16 protein-coding genes are annotated in these 19186 nt (G+C 38.1%); 3 read left to right on the forward strand and 13 right to left on the reverse strand.

The window, feature by feature from the left end; all coding sequences use genetic code 11:
* Positions 1 to 18: 18 nt before the first annotated feature.
* Positions 19 to 558 carry an LURP-one-related/scramblase family protein gene (locus tag JNUCC76_RS07840; RefSeq protein WP_454153878.1) on the forward strand — a complete coding sequence of 180 codons (540 nt, stop codon included), beginning with the start codon at positions 19 to 21 and terminating at the stop codon, positions 556 to 558.
* Between the two features lie 41 nt (positions 559 to 599).
* On the opposite strand, the gene JNUCC76_RS07845 is transcribed toward JNUCC76_RS07840, so the two are convergent.
* The gene (locus JNUCC76_RS07845; RefSeq protein WP_272204971.1) at positions 600 to 1742 is read right to left on the reverse strand and encodes a PTS sugar transporter subunit IIC; all 1143 of its coding nucleotides are present in this window, start codon (positions 1740 to 1742) and stop codon (positions 600 to 602) included.
* Between the two features lie 379 nt (positions 1743 to 2121).
* Between JNUCC76_RS07845 and JNUCC76_RS07850 the strand changes: the two genes are divergently transcribed.
* Both JNUCC76_RS07850 and JNUCC76_RS07855 read left to right on the forward strand, forming a co-directional pair.
* Positions 2122 to 2442: a hypothetical protein gene (locus JNUCC76_RS07850; RefSeq protein WP_454153879.1), complete on the forward strand. Its 321-nt coding sequence runs from the start codon at positions 2122 to 2124 to the stop codon at positions 2440 to 2442.
* Complete coding sequence (locus JNUCC76_RS07855) at positions 2426 to 3130, forward strand: SAM-dependent methyltransferase (protein WP_454153880.1); 705 nt, start codon at positions 2426 to 2428, stop codon at positions 3128 to 3130. Before JNUCC76_RS07850 ends, JNUCC76_RS07855 begins: the two co-directional genes overlap by 17 nt.
* A gap of 40 nt (positions 3131 to 3170) precedes the next feature.
* On the opposite strand, the gene JNUCC76_RS07860 is transcribed toward JNUCC76_RS07855, so the two are convergent.
* The 12 genes from JNUCC76_RS07860 to JNUCC76_RS07915 all read right to left on the reverse strand — a co-directional run bounded on the left by JNUCC76_RS07860 (position 3171) and on the right by JNUCC76_RS07915 (position 19154).
* Complete coding sequence (locus JNUCC76_RS07860; RefSeq protein ID WP_454153881.1) at positions 3171 to 4007, reverse strand: DUF368 domain-containing protein; 837 nt, start codon at positions 4005 to 4007, stop codon at positions 3171 to 3173.
* 81 nt (positions 4008 to 4088) lie between these two features.
* Entirely contained in the window at positions 4089 to 4619 is a 531-nt protein-coding gene (locus JNUCC76_RS07865; protein ID WP_211636653.1) for an adenine phosphoribosyltransferase, read from the reverse strand.
* Positions 4620 to 4653: 34 nt separating this feature from the next.
* Entirely contained in the window at positions 4654 to 6621 is a 1968-nt protein-coding gene (gene recJ, locus JNUCC76_RS07870; RefSeq protein WP_454153882.1) for a single-stranded-DNA-specific exonuclease RecJ, read from the reverse strand.
* Positions 6608 to 7564 (reverse strand): ribonuclease Z, encoded by a 957-nt coding sequence (gene rnz, locus JNUCC76_RS07875; protein ID WP_454153883.1) that lies wholly within the window; start codon positions 7562 to 7564, stop codon positions 6608 to 6610. Before rnz ends, recJ begins: the two co-directional genes overlap by 14 nt.
* 125 nt (positions 7565 to 7689) lie before the next feature.
* Entirely contained in the window at positions 7690 to 8205 is a 516-nt protein-coding gene (gene msrA / locus JNUCC76_RS07880) for a peptide-methionine (S)-S-oxide reductase MsrA (protein WP_454153884.1), read from the reverse strand.
* Positions 8206 to 8265: 60 nt separating this feature from the next.
* Positions 8266 to 9219 carry a ketopantoate reductase family protein gene (locus JNUCC76_RS07885; protein ID WP_454156552.1) on the reverse strand — a complete coding sequence of 318 codons (954 nt, stop codon included), beginning with the start codon at positions 9217 to 9219 and terminating at the stop codon, positions 8266 to 8268.
* Positions 9220 to 9329: 110 nt separating this feature from the next.
* Positions 9330 to 10061 (reverse strand): tRNA (guanosine(37)-N1)-methyltransferase TrmD, encoded by a 732-nt coding sequence (gene trmD, locus JNUCC76_RS07890; protein ID WP_211636658.1) that lies wholly within the window; start codon positions 10059 to 10061, stop codon positions 9330 to 9332.
* A complete protein-coding gene (gene rimM / locus JNUCC76_RS07895; RefSeq protein WP_454153885.1) occupies positions 10061 to 10582 on the reverse strand; it encodes a ribosome maturation factor RimM in 522 nt (173 codons plus the stop codon). The genes trmD and rimM overlap by 1 nt, the downstream gene beginning before the upstream one ends.
* Positions 10583 to 10657: 75 nt before the next feature.
* Complete coding sequence (locus JNUCC76_RS07900; RefSeq protein ID WP_454153886.1) at positions 10658 to 11140, reverse strand: methylated-DNA--[protein]-cysteine S-methyltransferase; 483 nt, start codon at positions 11138 to 11140, stop codon at positions 10658 to 10660.
* A 51-nt stretch (positions 11141 to 11191) separates the two neighbouring features.
* Positions 11192 to 14884, reverse strand: a complete 3693-nt coding sequence (gene addA, locus JNUCC76_RS07905) for a helicase-exonuclease AddAB subunit AddA (protein ID WP_454153887.1) — start codon at positions 14882 to 14884, stop codon at positions 11192 to 11194.
* Positions 14884 to 18363, reverse strand: coding sequence for a PD-(D/E)XK nuclease family protein (locus tag JNUCC76_RS07910; RefSeq protein ID WP_454153888.1), 3480 nt, complete (start codon positions 18361 to 18363; stop codon positions 14884 to 14886). The genes addA and JNUCC76_RS07910 overlap by 1 nt, the downstream gene beginning before the upstream one ends.
* On the reverse strand, positions 18363 to 19154 hold the full coding sequence (locus JNUCC76_RS07915; protein ID WP_454153889.1) for an alpha/beta hydrolase: 792 nt from the start codon (positions 19152 to 19154) through the stop codon (positions 18363 to 18365). The genes JNUCC76_RS07910 and JNUCC76_RS07915 overlap by 1 nt, the downstream gene beginning before the upstream one ends.
* Between the last annotated feature and the right edge of the window lie 32 nt (positions 19155 to 19186).

The following is a 19186-nucleotide window of genomic DNA, read 5'->3' on the forward strand; positions in this document are numbered from 1 at the left end:
TGAATACGAGGTTTGCAAATGACAAAATATTATTTACGTCAACGACATAGTATTAATGATGGTGTCAACATTGTTTTCGACCAAGATTTTAAAGCGTCTTATTTAGTGTCAGGTCGTTCTGGCAAAAAATCTGACGAAATTCAAGTTCAAGACATGTCCGGACGCGTTTTGGTGCGCATCCGCCAAACATCTTATGGTATTATACCAAGATTTACCATCAACTACCGTGGACATATCGTCGGATCAATTAGTTTTACACTAGGCCATATTAGTGACTTTGTTTATATTCGACATTTAAGCTGGTTGATATCTGGTAATTTCATTGCAAATCGATACTTCATATACCACAATACCAAAAAATTGCTTAGTGTGAAACCGGAAAATCGACCAGATGGTCTATATAATCAATTGAATGTCACATTTGATGCTCAGGCTCCTGTTCATATTGCAATTGCCGCGTTACTCGATATTTGGGGCGTAAAATCAAATCCACTAAAACACTTTAATTGGCTCAAAGGACCAAATAACTTGTCCTATCGCTCAACATACACAAAATAAAAAAGCATGACGTCTCAATCATCGACCCATGCTTTTTTATATTAAATCATTTCCAAGTGTAATTGTTGTGGTTTTGCCCACCCCATCTTACGCATGAAACGATAACCAACAAATGATACAATTACCGGTACACCAACGCCAATAATCATATAGGCAGCAAATCCTGCAGGGTTTGAACCGGCCAATGCCAATGGCACGATGAATGAGTTAAATCCAATACCAGCCATTGAGAAAGGTGCAGTAACATTAAACGCGATTGTTGCGATTGGTGCAGCAATTGCTGCGCCAATCATTGGTGGAATAATCAAGGCAGGATTTTCAGTCAAATTTGGAAATTGAATCTTTGGTGTAACAATACCTTGTGCAATGGTTGCACCAATCTTATTTTCGTGAAATGACATTGCTGGAAATCCAACGAATACTGCGGTTGTTCCAATCAAAATCGCACCAGCGGCTTCTGGTGACGTAATTCCAGTTGCACCGATAGCAACAGCCAATGCTGCTGCTGAAGCCGGTGTCATCGTCATAGCACCAAAGACCATTGCCACAATAGCGGTACCAATAATTGGATTGACGGCGACACTAGAAGCAATGAATTTTCCAACTGCAACCAAAGCTGGTGTGGTCACTGCTGCCAAATAGTACCCTGAAACAGTACCAACAATTGTTGTAGCGGCAGGAACAATGACCATGTCCAAGGGAGTTTTACCACTCAACCACTTACCGAACAATACGGCAATCAAACCAGCAATAACAGCTGATATTGGTTGTCCAGTAGTCATCACAGCTGAACCAGCAGCTTGTGCACCAGCATATCCTGTTGCTGTAACGCCTTGCACAGCCTTGTCGGTAAAGAAGACAGCATTCGCACCAACCGCCGAAGCAGCCATGGCACTAAACATAACCATGGTATTGGTTTTCATCTGTGAAGCAATTGCTGCTCCAAATGCTGCTGGTAACATAATTTTTGTAATTGCGCCCATTTGCACCATTGGTGCCCAATGGATGAATCCAGCAATTGTTTGTAACAACAAGCCCATGCCCAAAGTAACCAAAATGGCATTTGAAACTGCGGCGCTAACTTTATAAACTGTATCACGAATTGATTCTTTTTCTTGAACAGCCTTTTCTTTAATTGCATCTGTATTAATCTGACGTTGTGGTGTAATTGCGTTTTGTGCCATGTTATTTCTCCTGTTTAATAACTTAATTCCAATATGAGCTACTAACAATCATTGAGAAATATAAAACGTCCCAACGATTGCTCGTTAGGACGTTTCCTACCTAACCAGCTACTTTGACTCTTTCAGTAAAGTCTAGTAGCTGATTATTGCTCAAATAACAACCTACTAGACTCAAATGAGAAGGAGGTTGAGGAGGAGTGCGTTATTTTGATGTGCTTGAACATTTTTAGCCATGATGCGTCTCCATTTTTTGAGCGAATTACTCGCCTGTTTCTATGAGTAATAATATACCCTAATAATATTTATATGTCAATACTTTTTTATAAATCTAATAAAACTCTCCAAAACTATAGTATAATAAACAAGGAGGAAAAATATTATGAAACAGATATTTCAATTTATTGGGGCCGTGGTTACAGCGATTATTGGGCTGTTAATTTTGATTCCTGTCATTTTAACAATTATTGGCGTAGCGGTTCCGGTCGTACTTAGCATTATTGGCATTGCGCTCTTCGTTGCCTTAATTATAGCTGCTGTTGCTGGCATTATTGGCTTAGTTACATTTTGGCGTTTCAGAAAAAATATCAAAGATAACGAATTTGAGTTTGTTAGAAATGGTAAACATTTCAATATACATATTAGTAAGGACGGTACCAAGGTAAACAATCGACGTGATGTAACAAATGACGATGAAGATTAAACTAGAGCAATATGCTCAGCAGTTTTCTGACAGCCCAGATACATTGATTAAAATAAATGCCGCTCGTAAGGCATTACAGTCTCTCGCTCAGCATACTTTACCCGAACACCCCCTACCTCAGCTTAGTTTTTCTAGTCAAGACATTCTATCCGATTTGCGACTGATGCCTCTTGATGATTTACTTTCTGAATTTCGACAAACAATTATTGAGTCTTTTGGCGTCTGGCATTTGCCAAACAAGCTTTGGTTATCGGATTTAAATCAATTTATTGATAGCCGACGAGTTTTAGAAATTATGTCAGGAAATGGCGTTATTTCTAGCCAATTGCGACTTTTTGGCAATAACGTCATCGCAACAGATAACTTCGACTGGCGCGGTCAAGATATACAGCATCTTGATTTATGGACAAAAGTTATCTGTTTAGATGCTTTGGAGGCTATAAAAACGCTGACCTATGATGTGGTTATTCTAAGCTGGGCACCTGATACCGATGAAACGGACTGGCAGGTTCTAAAAAGATTACGTGCGCAACACTTTAATGGTGATTTTATTGTCATTGGTGAAAAAAATGGCGCAACCAATTCACAATTATTTTGGCAGAATGCAAAAACATTACGCCCCAAAAAATTAAACCAACATCACCAACCATTTGATTTTATTAGTGATCAAGTTTGGTTAGTGCAATAAAAAAACGATCTGGCGATAGAAATTATCACATGATCGTTTTTTATTTGTACTTTTCTTCTAAACTGCTCATCCAGTGGCCAGCCCATACACCGAGAATGAATAAGATAAAACTTATTATTCCGCTCATTATGTTAAAGCCACTATAATCAGCAACTGGTGGAATGACAATTAAAAGCGTTGATACCACAACTATGCCTAAAATAAAATGGTATACCTTAGCATAATAGTGATGTAAAAGATAGTTCATTAATTTTGAAAAAAGGATTAATGTTAGCATACCACCAAGTGCTATTGGCAAAAATACGCTTATATCAGCACGTTTAAATCCGGCTAACATTGGGTCAAATAATCCTAAGTATAACAACAAGTTTGATGGACTTAATCCCGGGACAATAACGCCTAACGCAATTAGTGCCCCCGCCAACATCCAAGAAAAGAAATTAATCGGCATTGTCCCAAAGATGACCGTCATATTATATAGGAATAATCCACCAGCAACTATTGTGACAACGAATAAGATCCAGTCACTCAGGCTCCGACCATGCTTGCCACTTTCCTTTGTCAAAGCTGGTAAAGTACCAATAATGGCACCAGCAAACCCCCACAAAATGATTGCTTTATATTCTACAAGCAAAAATTCTAATGGTCGGCTTAATAAAATAATGCCAGCGATACCACCCAATCCCACTGGTAGAAAAAACCAAAAATCTTTCTTAAAATTCTGCCTCAAATGCGCCATGAAGTTCAGCATTCGTTCATACAGACCAAGTATTGCTGCTAATACGCCGCCAGATACACCAGGAAGAATAAACCCTAGAGCAATGAATATCCCTTTGAAAAAGCGTATAAACCACTCTTTAATGTTACTATTGTTCATAAGTAGCACCTCAATATGATGTATATTACTGTTCTAAGTGTTTTACTGCATACTGCCAATTACACTAAGCTTAAAAAATGCTTAATATTCCATTAAAGCTAAGAATGGCACTTCGCCAGCTTTCATAATTTTTTCACGGCCCTGCAAGCTTTCTAATTCTATAATAAAAGCTACGCCAGCAACGATGCCACCAAGTTTTTCAATAATTTCACGTGTAGCATTAATAGTGCCACCTGTCGCTAGTAAGTCATCAACAATCAGCACACGTTGTCCTGGCTTAATAGCATCTTTATGAATTTCTAGCTCATTAACACCACCATACTCTAGTGTGTATGATGCTGATACAGCTTCACGAGGTAATTTGCCACCTTTACGAGCTGGAACAAATCCGATATTCATCGCATACGCCAGTGGAGAACCTACAATAAATCCACGTGACTCAGGACCAGCAATTAAATCAACGTTTAAATTTTTAGCAAAATCAGCAATAGCATCTACTGCTTGCTTATAGGCCACACCATCACCCATTAATGGTGAAATATCACGAAAACTAACACCTGGTTCGGGGTAATCTTCAACTGTTGCAACAAAATCATGTAAATCTACTGTCATTCTAAATCTCAGAGCTATCGCTCATACTTTCTTTTTAACGATTGGCCAAATACTTTTGGTATGTTATTGACGTGGTTAAGGGTTTTTGTGCTGCTCCCGAAATAATTGTAACAAATCCATTGGTAACATGCACGAATCCTAATTCAATAAATACTTGAATCATAATATTCAAATCGTTCTTATTGATATTTAACTGCTTCGCTATTTTATCCAAATTCTGCGCAAAATTTAAATCCTGATGTGCGTAAATGAATTTATATACTTGAGCAAAAAACTTTTTATGAGCAGCATTTTCATCAGTTGCCTCTGATGTATTAATAGCAGTTAGTAAAAGCTGTATCGTTTTGCGCCCACGGAAATAATTAATGCCAAGAGTCGCAGCAAATGATAGCCCTGCTGGATTAGCAACCATAGGCACCCAATCTGGATGGTTAAAGCCAACTGCTTCAACATTATTTTCTAAGGCTAACTTAATATGTTGCTTTAAGTTTCCCATGGTTGTTACTTTATTAATTTTTGGTTGCTGCAATCCAAACACTGGTTGCTGATTTCCAGTACCGAAAGGTTCAAGCAGGCGTAGTTCTTCATACGTTTCAGTGCTGATTTCATTAACCGACAGTGTCGTATTAATACTAATTGGCTTGGCATGAATTTGTAATTTAGCTGAGCTCAAACGAACTTGCTCTTTCAATACATCTAGTTGCTCTGGGAAAATAGCTAATCCTAATGCACTGGCATGCCCACCAAACGTATCATATAAATCGTGAAAGGTATTCATAAATTGATAGAGATCAAAATCACCAAAAGTTCGACCAGATCCTTTATAAACACCATCCGTTAAACTTAAAACAATTGTCGGCTTTTGTAATAGTTCCACCAATCGACTAGCTACAATACCCAAAATACCTTGATGCCAATCTTGACCAGCAATAACCAAGACTCGATCATTTTTGTATTCGTCTGACAAAGCCATTTGTTTTGCAGATCCAAATACTTCTTCAACAATTTCCTGACGTTGCGCATTAATGGCCTCAACTTCAGAAGCAATGGCAGTTGATTCATCTGGATCTTGACTTAGCAAAAGTTTTAGAGATAAGCTAGCATCCCTTAAACGACCAACAGCATTTAAACGAGGAGCAATCTTAAATGAAACAGTTTCTGAAATGACTGGTTCATTATCTTTCTTACCCGCATTTTTCAAAACTGCAGTTAGACCTGGACGTGGCGAAACATTAATTTGTTTCAATCCCCATGAGACTAGAACCCTGTTTTCGTCAGTCAAAGAAACCATATCAGAAATTTCACCTAACGCAACAAGATCCAGCAGCTCAGTTGGTAACTCTGTTTGATCCTCAATTGGTTGGCCTTCATTTAATAATGCTTGAGCAACTTTAAAAGCAACACCAGCGCCAGATAAATCACCAAATGGATACTGGCCTTCTGGATGCCTTGGATGGATGATGGCATAAGCGTTTGGCAATGTGGCGGGCATTTCGTGATGATCGGTAATAATGACATCAATACCTTGGCTCATCGCATATTCAACAGCTTCTTGACCACTAACACCGTTATCTACTGTCACAATCAAGTGTGCACCATCAGCAATAAGTTTTTTATACGTATCAATATTTGGCCCATAGCCATCTGAAAAGCGATTAGGTATGTAGGGTGTTACATCTGCACCCAATACTTCTAAGGCTTCAACCATAATTGCTGTACTAGTGACACCATCCATATCATAGTCCCCGTACACAACAATCTTTTCGCCACCAAAAGCTGCGTCCTGCAGACGCTCAATGGTTCTATCCATATCATGAAGTAACATGGGATCGTGCAATTGTTCTACACTTGGTTGTAAATATTTAAAAGCTAATTCTGGATCTGTATAACCCCTTTGAGCAACAATTGTTGACATAAATTGACTAATATTTAGTTGTGCGCTTAACTGTCGAACAACCTTTTCACTTGGTTGCGGCAGAATGTTCCAATTATTTTGATTCATTACTATCTTTCTTAAAAGGAATATCAATAATGTCAAAGTCGCGTGCCACATACGTGTTAGCAAAGTTGCGACGGACATCGTGTATTAATTCTTTAACCATCGGCCCAATATAGCGAGCTGAAAGATGTGTCAGTACTAACTTATCTACATGTGCTCGACGAGCCACACTTGCAGCATTTGCACTTGTTGAATGGGCATGGGCTTTGGCCATTTTCGCCTCTTCTTCACTTGAGCCATAGGTACTCTCATGCACCAAAACATCAGCATTTTTTGCTAACCACTCTACATTATCATTAGGACGAGTATCTAAAATGAAAGTTACTATACGACCTTTTTGGGATTTACCAATAAAATCATTGCCATTAACAATACGCCCATCTAGTAGTGTAACTGTTTTTCCTGCTTTGAGTTGCCCATATACTGGTCCAGAAGGAATATTTTCCTGCTTGAGTTTATCAACTAATAGTTCGCCTGGATGATCTTTCTCTATCACACGAAATCCCCAGGTCTCAATACGATGACGCATTGGTGCGGCAACAACTTGAAAAGTATGATCTTCAAAGATAACACCTTCAGTTAAGTCAACATACTCAATTGGATACGATAGACGTGTTTCGGAAATTCGTAGTGCCGTTTGAACAAATTCTTTAACACCCTTAGGCCCGTATATAGTTAAAGGTTCATTTTTATCAGCACCTTGAAAGGAACGTGAGCTTAAGAATCCTGGCAATCCAAATATATGATCACCATGCAAATGTGTAATAAATATTTTTTCAACTTTACGTGGTCGCAAAGTGGTTTTTAAAATTTGATGTTGCGTTGCTTCACCAACATCAAAGAGCCACACAGCATTGCGTTCGTCTAAAAGGCGAAGCGCAATACTAGTAACATTTCTAAATTTAGATGGTTGGCCAGAGCCAGTCCCGAGAAATTCAAGTTGCATTCATTTTACCTACTGAGCGCTTTCTTAATAACGTTCATAACTAGTCAATTATAACAAAAAATGAGCGTTTCCGCTCACTTTCATATCATTTAGATTGAATTTATCTTAAAATATATCGGTTAAATTCAATTCCACTTATCAGCTTTAAATTGCAAGCGCTGTGCCATTTCTAGTGCTTCTCGTTCTGGATCCTTCTTATAAAAATCCTGGTGATACTCTTCTGCTTCATAAAATGGTTTGGCATCTTCAATTTTCGTCACGATGGGTTCATCAAAACGATTTGAGGCTACTAATGCAGCTCTAGATTCTCCAGCAATTTCACGTTGTTCAGGACTATTTACAAAAATCACTGGACGGTAGTTATCACCGCGATCTTGGAATTGTCCCATTGCATCAGTTGGATCAGTCTGTTCCCAATATATTTCGACTAGTTCACGATAACTTATTTTATCAGAATCGAACCAAACTTTAACGGCCTCTGTATGGCCAGTAGTATGTGAGGATACTTGCTCATAAGTTGGATTTTCGACATGACCACCCGTGTAGCCTGAACGAACTTTTTCAATGCCATCTAATGAATCAAATGGTTGCACCATGCACCAAAAACAGCCGCCAGCAAATATTGCAGTTTCTATTGCCATGTTATTTCTCCTTACAAATTAAAAGTAAAAGCAGTTACCCTCATTTTACTTTAATTAAGATTAAATTTCAAAAGTTTCCTGTTTTTTAGCTAGCTTTGTTCGCTCAATATCTTCTTTAGCGTGAATTAATCTTGTTACCAGAGCATTAAATGGCATAGCTACATCATGTTCAGATCCTAATTTAGCGAAATAACCGTTTAAAAAATCGATTTCTGTATGTTTACCAGCTTTAATATCTTGATACATTGATGGGTAATGATTGCCAGCATTTTCAGGTCGTATGAGTAAGGCTAAATCCTTCATAATCGCGTTTACATCGACGTTAATTCCTTCTAACTCACCAACTTTTTTTATTTCATCCAGAATATTCAGTGATAAATCCATACCATTTCCAGCCATACCGAACTCTGCAATATTTGCATCTAACAAAACTGTTAACGGATTAAGGACAGAGTTAATCCCCGCTTTATGCCAAATTGCTTCAATAACATTTTCAGATAATGTCACATTGAGACCAGCCTTATTCAGAGCCGATACAATTGGTTTAGCGTTAGCCTCACCAATTGCCTGTAATTTGATGGACCCAGTTCCCGTCACGCGAATTTCACCAGGATTAATTAATTCTGATGTCCACAAAGTCACACCAGCCAAAATCTGATCGCGATTAACATGTTTTCCCATGACTTCAATATTACCAAGACCATTAGAGAGAACCAACAGCTTGGTGTTCTTAGTAATAATGTGCTTGATATCTGTTAGCATCGTATCTAATTGAGGGGTTTTCGTTAACAAAATAATAAGGTCAAACTTACCATCAATTTCTTTAGCTGTCATAACAGGAATATAATATTTTTTTGTTGTCCCATCATCTTGATGCACTGTTAATCCATCTGTGCTTATGGCAGCAATATGTGCAGCCCAGCCATCAATTCCTGTCACTTCATGGCCAGCTTGTTGTAACATCACACCAACTCGAGCGCCCAAAGCACCAAATCCTGCTATTGCTATTTTCATAATTTTAGAAGCGTGAGCAATCAGATATTTGTTCACAATACCTGAAATAGCTAAACGCATTTTCTCCATAATCTATTTACTAGTTTTGTTACTTTTTCGCACAAAACCTTTTACTGTTCTTCACTCTTTATATCATCCAGCAAATCACGCTCTTGTTGCGTTAACTGCCTCTTTTCTAATAAATCAGGTCGGCGCAAATAAGTACGACGCAGTGACTCCTTTAATCGCCATTCAGCAATTTTGGCGTGATTGCCACTGGTCAAGACCTCAGGAACCATTCGTCCCCGAAAATCAGCTGGTCGTGTGTACTGCGGAAATTCTAACAAACCATCTTCAAAAGAATCTCCCTCAGCACTCGCCGCATTTCCTAAAATTTCGGGTAGAAAACGTACTGTGGCATCAATAATAACCATCGCGCCGAGTTCTCCACCTGTCAAAACATAATCACCTAGTGAAATTTCATCATCGACTAATTCTCGAATGCGCTCATCATACCCTTCGTAGTGACCAGCAACAAAAGTCAAATGGTCATAAGTAGCTAATTCTTGAGCAACTTCGTGGTTGAATTGTCTACCTGCTGGATCCAGTAGGATTACACGTCCTTTGCCACCAGCTTGCTTTTCAACAGAGGCCATCGCATCAAATATTGGTTGTGGTGTTAATAACATACCAGCACCGCCACCAAATGGATAATCATCTACGTTATTATGCTTATTTTCGGTGAAATCTCGAAAATCCGTCACTTGAAAGTCTAATGCCCCTTTATCAATCGCTTTACCAATAATTGATTGGCGCATTGGTGCAAACATGTCGGGAAATAGGCTTAAAACATCTATTCTCATTAATCTAATAACCCTTCTAAAGCGTCAATTGTAATTAATTTGGCGTCAACATCAACTGATTTAACAACATCATCAATCATAGGAATCAAAGCATCTGATTGACCGTCACGTTGAACTATCCAAACATCATTCGCTCCTGTTTCCATAATTTCCTTAACAACACCGATTGTGTTACCGTCCAAATCAACCACGGTGCTATCGATAATTTCATCGTAATAGTATTGATCGTCTTCTAATTCTGGACGAGCTATCCCTTCAACATAAACATCATCACCTTTATATTTTTCAATTTCATTAATGTTGGTCACCCCAACAAATAAGACCAACCACATGTTTTTATGTAGTCGTGATGATTGCACTTTGACAGGGATACGTCCCTGCTTTGTATCAATAAATAGATCTGCTCCCTTTTTGAAGCGATCTTGAGCAAAATCAGTAATCGCCATGATTTTCACTTCACCACGAATACCATGTGTGTTTACGATTGTGCCAACTTTAAAATAATTTTCTGCATTAGTCATAAGTCTATTGTATCAGGTTTTACAAACGGAAATACAAAAAAAGTACGTCATAAAATTTCACTGACGTACTGTTTCTCACTTCTCTAATAGGTTTTCTAATACTAATAATTTTCTTTTAATGTCAGTACCGTATCTATACTTACCCACACCACCACTCTTAGGCAAGATATGATGACAAGCATTAATAATTGGAATAGGATTTTTACCAATCGCTGTCGCTACAGCGCGAACAGCAGTGGGATGATTAATCTTTTTTGCGAACTGCTCGTACGTTAATAATTCATGACAAGTATTTAGAGCCTGCCATACCTCTCTTTGAAAGGCGGTGGACTTAAGGTAACCAATCTTGATTCGCGAAAAATCAATCTTTTCACCAGCAGCATACGCTCGAAAAAGACTTGTTTCTGGCAATACTTGCTGTTCTAATTCATATTCTGGAAAGTCATTTAAAAATTCACTAACACCATCATCAGCTAGACTGATGCACACAATTTGATCATTCTGTTTAAATAATGTTAGTTTACCGTTTAAAAAAGAGATTGTTTCATATTTTATCATTACTTCACCATGACATTTTTGTGTAAAAACCCAATAAGTGATATTTATTGACTATTTTACACTAATTACTCGACCAACATTTAAAGCAACTAATTGTGGATTACCAACCTGATAACCAACATATTCCCGTTGAAGTGCTTGTTGATACAAATGAAGCTGTCCCTTATATCGTGCCTGCAATTTAGCCAAGTCTTCATCTATTTGAGCATTCCGAACAAAATCAGTTTTATAATCAAACAATGTAATTGTTCGTGATGCTTCATCAACAAAATACCCATCAATAATACCATGAATTAACACTGGTGCAGAGTCCTCTAGTGTGTCATAAATATCATTGGCTGGCATAATCATAGCAAAAGTAGCTTCTCTGTGCAACGTCTTCTGGTGAGCAATGATTTGTTTGGCAAAGTCGGATTGCAAAAATGCAAGAATCTCATCAATTTCAATTAGAGGTGCCACGCTGGACAAAATTCTTTTATTTTCAACCAATTCGTCACGTAATTTTTCTATGCTCTGTACTGTATTAATTTTGGTAAAATCAATCAACTGTAAGATCAAATGTGTTGCCGTTCCTACGGCAGAGCTTGATGGTTTTTGCGAACCATCATTCATGAAATCTGGTAAAGGTAACTCGTCAACCTTCAAAACATTAGCAGGTTGTAACTGTCCATTTTCAGTAATAACGGCTGTCTGCATCTGAGCAAGATCCGGGTCCTCAAAGATTTGTTTGATTTCACTCACAGATTGATACGCTGCTGTTTGTGTTGCTTGCAAGTTAGCATACTGATAGTTCAAAATTGTTTTAGCTCGATCAAAATCCATTGGCGAATAGGATTCATCCTCAACTAATTCACTACCTTCAGCACTGGCTATTGGCGCATGAATTTCGTTTTGATTTGTTAGTGTAACAGCAACTTTTCCTGTTAATGGTGTTTCAGATCCCACTAACCTTGGTAATTGACCATCACCAAGCCAATCTTCAAGTACTTTATTTTTTGTACGAGCTAAACTCATAATAGTCCATTTTAGATATGAATCGGCTTGTAAGCGCAAAAATTCAGGTAAAAATTGTCCATTGGCGTTCTTGGATTGTTGCCACAAAGATTTTAAGGATTGGTTTCCTGCTTCTCCCTTGACTTTTACCGAACCAACGATAAACAATTGTTGTTCAGCTCTCGTCAGGGCAACGTATAGGAGGCGCATTTCTTCAGACCAACTCTGTCGCTTTAATGCCTGCTGCACTACAAGTTTTTGTAATGTAGGTATCATAACCAAGGCATCTGGTTGAATATACTCTAACCCTATACCTTCATTTTTTTGAATCAATAGGCCGCCCTTTAAATCTTGGGTATTAAATGATTTATCAAATTCTGGTAAAAATACAATTGGAAATTCCAATCCTTTTGATGCATGGATGGTCATAATCCTTACAGCTTGAGCATCCGTTTCTTGTGCTGCTTCGCCTAAATCGCTGTCACCAGACTGCAACTGTTCAATATATCTAATAAAACGGAACAAACCGCTATGTGTATTATTTTGATAGGTACGCGCATATTCGTATAGCGCATGCAAATTTGCTTGTCTTTGTGCACCTCCCGGCATACCAGCAACGTAATCAATCCACGCCGTATCATCATAGATAGCCCAGATTAATGCTACTAAGTCGTTTTGTGTCGCAATGGCGTGCCACTTTTCAATTAAATTGAGGAAATTTTGCGCTTTTTGATCTTGTTGCGCATAAGCTTGCAAAGCTGTCCAGTAATCATGCATTTTATCTGCAATACGAATTGCCGCCAACTCATTCTCATCAAAGTTAAAAACTGGGGAACGTAACACCGCGGCTAATGGAATATCCTGATGTGGATTATCTATGACACGCAATATATCGAGCATCAGATACACTTCCATCGTCTGAAAATAATTACCGACACCTTCAACTTGAACGGGAATTCCCGCCGCACGTAAAGTTGACACAAGGTCAATATAGCCCGACTTAGCTCGTGTCAAAATGGCAATATCACTATACTGCACTGGGCGGAGACCGGCTGGATCAGCTTTACGATCAAATATTGAAGTTTCACGTAGCTTCAGTATTCTTTCGGCTAGCAAAGCATATTGGGCCTGCCTTTTCTCAAATACTTCCGTATCAGTTTCCAAATCTTCTTCAGCATCTTCGACAATAATATCCATATGAAATACAGCAGGTACATCATCTGGATAAGCGGCTTTCGGAACTAGTTTTGCCTCACCCGCGTAGGCAATATCTCCAAGTGTTTCATCCATTATTTGCGTGAAAATCAAATTTGTAATATTGGTGACGTTATTCTGCGATCTAAAATTATCCGCTAAATCAATACGAATATCATCGTTTTCTTTTTTTGCAAATTGTTTATACTTATTTGTGAACAGAGATGGTTCTGCTTGACGAAAGCCATAAATACTTTGCTTCACATCCCCAACCATATACATATTATGCCCGTTCGAAACACTAGTTAACAGAGTTTCCTGTAATTGGTTAATGTCTTGATATTCATCAACTAAAATTTCATCAAATTGCCCCTGGATTGTTTGTTTGGTAACATCATCTGATAGTATTGCTAACGCTAAAGTTCCTAAATCAGGGAAATCAAGTAATTTCCCCTCGCGCTTGGTCTTTCTAAATGATTCTCGGAATGCTTGCGTTACGGTAATTAGTGTATCAATTAGTTTATAAGATTCTTCTTGCACTAATTGCCATGACTTTTCATCGAGTGCAAAATAAGATGTTATCAATGAATTCATTTGCGATTTGACGCCAACAACCTGCCCTTTAATCTGTCGAGCCATTTCAAGCATGGCTGACAAATCCGGATCTTCTTTGATTGCCTTTGTTTGAGAATTAATCTTACCACTCGGTGTGTCTAAAACAGCTTCCCGAAGTTCATCCCAAGGCCCAACCATCGCTTTGTCTTGGATTAATAATAAATAATCTTGGATCTCAAGAAAAGCATCTTGTGTTTTTTTGAGTTCATCAATTCCTGTAATAGTCAGTTGTACTTCTTCAACTTTTTTTATCAGATCCTTGATAATTTCTAGGACAATTGGCCGAATGCTGTGTGTATATAATGCTGTTGCTGTCAGCGGTTTCCCTGTCACTTCATAAGGTTCACGTAGCTTCTCTAACCATTCATTCCCGTCAGCGCGGGCTTCTGCAAAATCTGATAATCTTAAAATAATTTTTTGTAACTGGTCATCTTGATTTGGATTACCAAAATTATTTACTAGTGTTAAAAACTGTTCAAGATGAATATTACTTTCATCATAAAAATCAGCCAAAACATCAGTTAACACATCTTGTTGTAATAATTTACGTTCAGCCGTATCTGACAATAATCGAAATTGTGGGTCTAGCCCAATGACATGGTAATACATCTCAATAATGCGTAAAGCATAGGCATCTATGGTTGAAATGTTCGCTGCTGGTAATATCAAAAGTTGCTCTTGTAAAAAGCGTTTTTGATTTTCATCAGCTAACTTTAAACGTTTTTCAATAGCGACTTCTAAGCGTTCCCGCATTTCTTTTGCAGCAGCGTTTGTAAAAGTTACAATTAAAAATCTTTCGACACTCACACCACTTAAAATTTTTTGAATAAGGCGCTCAATTAAAACAGTCGTCTTTCCTGACCCAGCTGACGCAGCAACTAGAATATTATGATCCTTTTCTTCAATTGCACGTTGCTGATTTTTTGTGAATTCGGTTGCCATTAATCTTGACCACCTTTCAATAGTTTAATGATTGAATTTTTATCAGCTGGCGACTGCACTTTATAAGTATCACCCAAAGCACGATCAAAACGGATAATATCAAGATAAGGAGAATAAGTCAATCCACCTTCAACTGGCATAATTGGAAAATACCCAGACAAAATGAGATCTCCAGCAGTAACAATATTTTCACGATTACGCTGTAGTAATAAAGCAAACTCATCTGGATCAACTGCGTCTACACCAATCTTTCCTAACGCACCGTTTTTCAGTAATACTACTGGATAGTGAGCTGATTTTTCTTGTGGTTCTAAAGTTGTCAGCGCAGAAACATACGCTGGCTCAGAAATAAAAAGGCCACGATATTTAAAAGTTTCTGGTATTAGTTTGCCAGTAAATAGCGCATTAAGATCTGTTTGATCCGTTAGTTTGGTTTTTTCTGGAGATATTTTGGCAAAAAAAGCACCTCCAATAGCCACAACACCAAGCTTTTCTGCGCTTTGTTGGGCAGCGTCCCAATAAGTTAACAATTGCATTTGCAAACCATCGTAAGCTTGCCCCCAATTAAAGGCTTTGCCATTTGATTTATAATCAATGATTGTACCGAATTCGCCATTTACATCTTGCTTATCAAAACGATCAAGTTTACCACGCACTTGCATACGTGCAAAAGAAAGTGGCGGTAATGATTCCTTTGAAAAACCAAATAATTGCTCAACTGCTTCTGGCTTGCTCGTATTTTCTCGTGCCGCAGCTTGTAAATTCAGTACTAGCGTTTCACAGACACGTGTCAAATAGTTTGTAGTTGCACGCATTTTGCCAGAGTCATTTAATATTTCAAACGCTGGTAATGCTAATTGACTCTGCATATGTTGTCGCACTAAGGCACGTAATTCATCCTCAGTGATATCGCGTAAACTTTTATTTTTTACAATTAATTCATGGAGCACATTTTCAAAAATCGCATGATAAAGCGTACCAGTTTGAGCCACATTCAGTTCATTCGTTGCGCGCTCCTGCAACCTCAAACCGTACTGGAGAAAGTAAGCAAATGGATTGCTATAATAACTTTCCAACTGTGATATAGAGACGTTTAGTCGTTCACCAAACAAAGCCGAGATGAATTCTGGCTTTAATTTTGTAGTATTATTTTGATAATTTGGTGCTGATAAAACACGTTCAAGTCTATCTTGCATTGTATTGGAAATAACATTTTGAACGGCTTTAAAAGCTGCTGTTTGGCCGTAAACAGGTAAAATTTTAACCAAATCGGACAAAGTTGCTCTTGCTGTTCCAACATATTGCTTTAATAGCGATGCCGCGCTACTTGGTATACTACCGATTACCTCTACTTCACTATTAAATGTATCTACTAATCGTTTGAAAAACGGTGACATTTCTGCTAGTTGTCCACTTGGCTCCAAAATTGGGTAAGAAAGTGTTATTGACCCGATGGAGCTCATCAAACTGCCATAAAAAAGAAGGTTTTCTTCTGCCATCTGCTGTTGTGCAGTGTTTTGCAAATAACGCGGATTAGTTCCTGACTGCAAAGCAGGTTGCACAATTGATCGCTCAGCATCATTGATTAGCGCTGCATTTTTTGCTTGTGCTGGCAAATTCTGACGTGTGCCACCAATAAAATAAAGTTGTTTATACTGCGTATTTTGAACAATTCCTGCTTCTGAAATCATTAATTGGTCCAAATTATTCGGTATACCAGAGAATTTTGCGCCAGACAAACCAGCTTGCAATGTGGTCACTATATCAGTGAGTGACACACTACGCTCACCATCAATTTCAACCATCTCATCTAAAGTTTTTGTCAGCATTTGCCAAACTTCTTCACTCTGCTGTGAACGAGATAAATTCCTTTGTGCAATAAAATCATCACGCTGTTCTAAAAGAGCATCGGTTACATGATATTTTTGTAACCATAACACGAGATGCGTCACCGACTGACGCAAATTTCTAGCCATTGCAAATCCGTCATCCAACTCATCAAAAGCTTCGACAATAAAGTGTCGTAGATATTCCAAACGGTTGTTAACTTTTTCGTCTTCTGAAATTTCTGTATCATCGTCATCTCGCGTCACTTGAAAAAGTTTAAATGGTCGTGAAAAATCACGCCACCTTGATTCATATGGTCGATAAGCATATAGATAGTTATCCATATGCGAAACAATATCAAAAAATTCGTCGTGTGAAACAATTTTATTTTCAAAAGTTGGTCGTAACAATCCTGTCTTTAAAATTGCTAACATCGTCTGATACTGAAATTTATTAGGTGCTAACAAGTTCAATATTAGCTCTACCAAGGGATGATTCATCATATTCACATCCATATCTAAAAAATATGGTAATTCAAATTGCGACATGACTGCTTCTATATGTGCTTGATATGGTGTTAAATCTCGCGACAAAATAATAATATCGCGTAAATGTAATGTTGGATCATCAACTAGTGAACGCCTAATACGTCGTGCTACTTCTTTAATTTCAGTAATCGGATTTTCGGCCGCAAAAACATTCAAGTGTACCTCATCTCGTGAGCCAGTAAAATTGCGATACTCACCTAAACACGCCCAAGCACCTAAAACCTGTTGTGCGGTCCTTGATAGTGGTCTCATTTTTGTAGCGGCAGTAATCGTCACTTCTTGCTGGGCAGAACGTGCTGTTACGGATAATTGTTCAACCGTTGTCATTGGTTTAAAGAACACATCACCTTCTTGTTGTTGGCCAATTTTTTCAGGATCACCGAGGACACCCATTGTCACTGGATAAGTGGTAATTAATTGATTGACTACAATCATTTCTGCACTTGTAAACCCATTAAAGCCATCAAAATAAAATGCAACGTTGGATAGTTTAAGATCAGCCAACTGTTTTGCAAAGGCTATCAATGTTTCCTGTCCTGTAATTTGATGCTCACCCATGCGAGCATTAAAATCATTAGCCACGATTGCCAAATCATGTAACTTGGCATTAAGTGTTTGCCTCAGAAATATATTATCTGCAGAGTTCTCAAGAATTTCTAATAAATTTTCCGGCGTGACGTTACTAGCGCGTAACTCTACTAGCTGAGCCACCAATGCAGACACAAAGCCACTTTTTGTTTGCATCCGTGAGAACACTGGTAAGTTATCCGATTGTTCACGTAAAATATTTGAAACAATCATAAATAATCCCGTTGGTTCGACAATATCTGGTTGCCGATCTGGGGTGTTTTTCATTAATGCCCAAGCTAAACGGGTTAATGAGTAGACTTGCAGACGACTTTGCGCATACAACTCACTGGCGTCGTTACCATTCATTGTTGAAAAACGCTGCAGTACATTGACTTCACTATCGAATTTCACATGATTAGGGACAATATAAAAAACTGTCAGCAACTCATTTTGACGAAATTGCTGTTGAATCTTTGTCAACATTTCGGATCTTAAGTCATGTTGCCCATTACCCATTACAACATTGAGTGACATTAACTCAATCTCTCTTCCTGAACATAGTTAATTGGTAGCCACTCTAACACACGTTCAATTTGTTTGTTCCAATAATACCACTCGTGTTTACCTGGTGCGGTTTCGTATGTAATGTCATAATTCAATTGTTTCAATTTTGAGATAGCAGCATCGTTAATTGGCTTCAAAAAGTCTTGTTCTCCAATCCATGCATATAGCTTTGGACGGTTTTCACATTGATTTGCCAATGCCAGAATATCATTTTCAGATCCTGAAAAATTTTCAAATTTCCCAAAGATGCCTTGCCAGTAATCTAGCTTGCCCATGTTCAAAAAATCTTCTTCTCTTGGCTTACCAACTAGTGCGCCGGAAAGTGAAGCAGCATAACTAAATTGCTTTGTTCCTAAGGCTAGTTTAAAAGCACCATACCCCCCCATTGACAGACCTGCAACAAAGTTTTTCTCTCTTTTTGTTGATAACTGCGGAAATAAACTCGACACTTTTTTAGGTAACTCATATGCTAGTGCATCAAAATAATTTAATCCATAAGTCGTATTCGTATACCAAGCCAAGTCAGTGGATGGCATTATAATTGCTATCGGTGTTTGCCTTACCAAGCGTTCGATAGACGTACGCCTTTGCCAAATTGAATGATCACCTGACATGCCATGAAGCAGATAAAGTACAGGAATATCCTTCAATGTATCAGTTGTCCACGTTGGATTATGGTCTGATAATTCAGGTAAAATTACATTCATCATACGATCCATACCAAGTACTTCTGAGTAATAATTAACTTCTAAATAAGCCATTTCAAACCTCTTTCCATTTGCTGTTAATGTTA

The sequence above is a fragment of the Leuconostoc sp. JNUCC 76 genome, assembly GCF_053667755.1.

What these genes read in the sequence shown, in the direction of transcription:
- addA (WP_454153887.1), bottom strand. Translation starts at nt 14,884, where the DNA reads ATGGCAACCGAATTCACAAAAAATCAGCAACGTGCAATTGAAGAAAAG.
- JNUCC76_RS07860 (WP_454153881.1), bottom strand. Translation starts at nt 4,007, where the DNA reads ATGAACAATAGTAACATTAAAGAGTGGTTTATACGCTTTTTCAAAGGG.
- JNUCC76_RS07865 (WP_211636653.1), bottom strand. Translation starts at nt 4,619, where the DNA reads ATGACAGTAGATTTACATGATTTTGTTGCAACAGTTGAAGATTACCCC.
- JNUCC76_RS07910 (WP_454153888.1), bottom strand. Translation starts at nt 18,363, where the DNA reads ATGTCACTCAATGTTGTAATGGGTAATGGGCAACATGACTTAAGATCC.
- trmD (WP_211636658.1), bottom strand. Translation starts at nt 10,061, where the DNA reads ATGAGAATAGATGTTTTAAGCCTATTTCCCGACATGTTTGCACCAATG.
- JNUCC76_RS07850 (WP_454153879.1), top strand. Translation starts at nt 2,122, where the DNA reads ATGAAACAGATATTTCAATTTATTGGGGCCGTGGTTACAGCGATTATT.
- rimM (WP_454153885.1), bottom strand. Translation starts at nt 10,582, where the DNA reads ATGACTAATGCAGAAAATTATTTTAAAGTTGGCACAATCGTAAACACA.
- msrA (WP_454153884.1), bottom strand. Translation starts at nt 8,205, where the DNA reads ATGGCAATAGAAACTGCAATATTTGCTGGCGGCTGTTTTTGGTGCATG.
- JNUCC76_RS07885 (WP_454156552.1), bottom strand. Translation starts at nt 9,219, where the DNA reads ATGAAAATAGCAATAGCAGGATTTGGTGCTTTGGGCGCTCGAGTTGGT.
- rnz (WP_454153883.1), bottom strand. Translation starts at nt 7,564, where the DNA reads ATGCAACTTGAATTTCTCGGGACTGGCTCTGGCCAACCATCTAAATTT.
- JNUCC76_RS07845 (WP_272204971.1), bottom strand. Translation starts at nt 1,742, where the DNA reads ATGGCACAAAACGCAATTACACCACAACGTCAGATTAATACAGATGCA.
- recJ (WP_454153882.1), bottom strand. Translation starts at nt 6,621, where the DNA reads ATGAATCAAAATAATTGGAACATTCTGCCGCAACCAAGTGAAAAGGTT.
- JNUCC76_RS07915 (WP_454153889.1), bottom strand. Translation starts at nt 19,154, where the DNA reads ATGGCTTATTTAGAAGTTAATTATTACTCAGAAGTACTTGGTATGGAT.
- JNUCC76_RS07855 (WP_454153880.1), top strand. Translation starts at nt 2,426, where the DNA reads ATGACGATGAAGATTAAACTAGAGCAATATGCTCAGCAGTTTTCTGAC.
- JNUCC76_RS07840 (WP_454153878.1), top strand. Translation starts at nt 19, where the DNA reads ATGACAAAATATTATTTACGTCAACGACATAGTATTAATGATGGTGTC.
- JNUCC76_RS07900 (WP_454153886.1), bottom strand. Translation starts at nt 11,140, where the DNA reads ATGATAAAATATGAAACAATCTCTTTTTTAAACGGTAAACTAACATTA.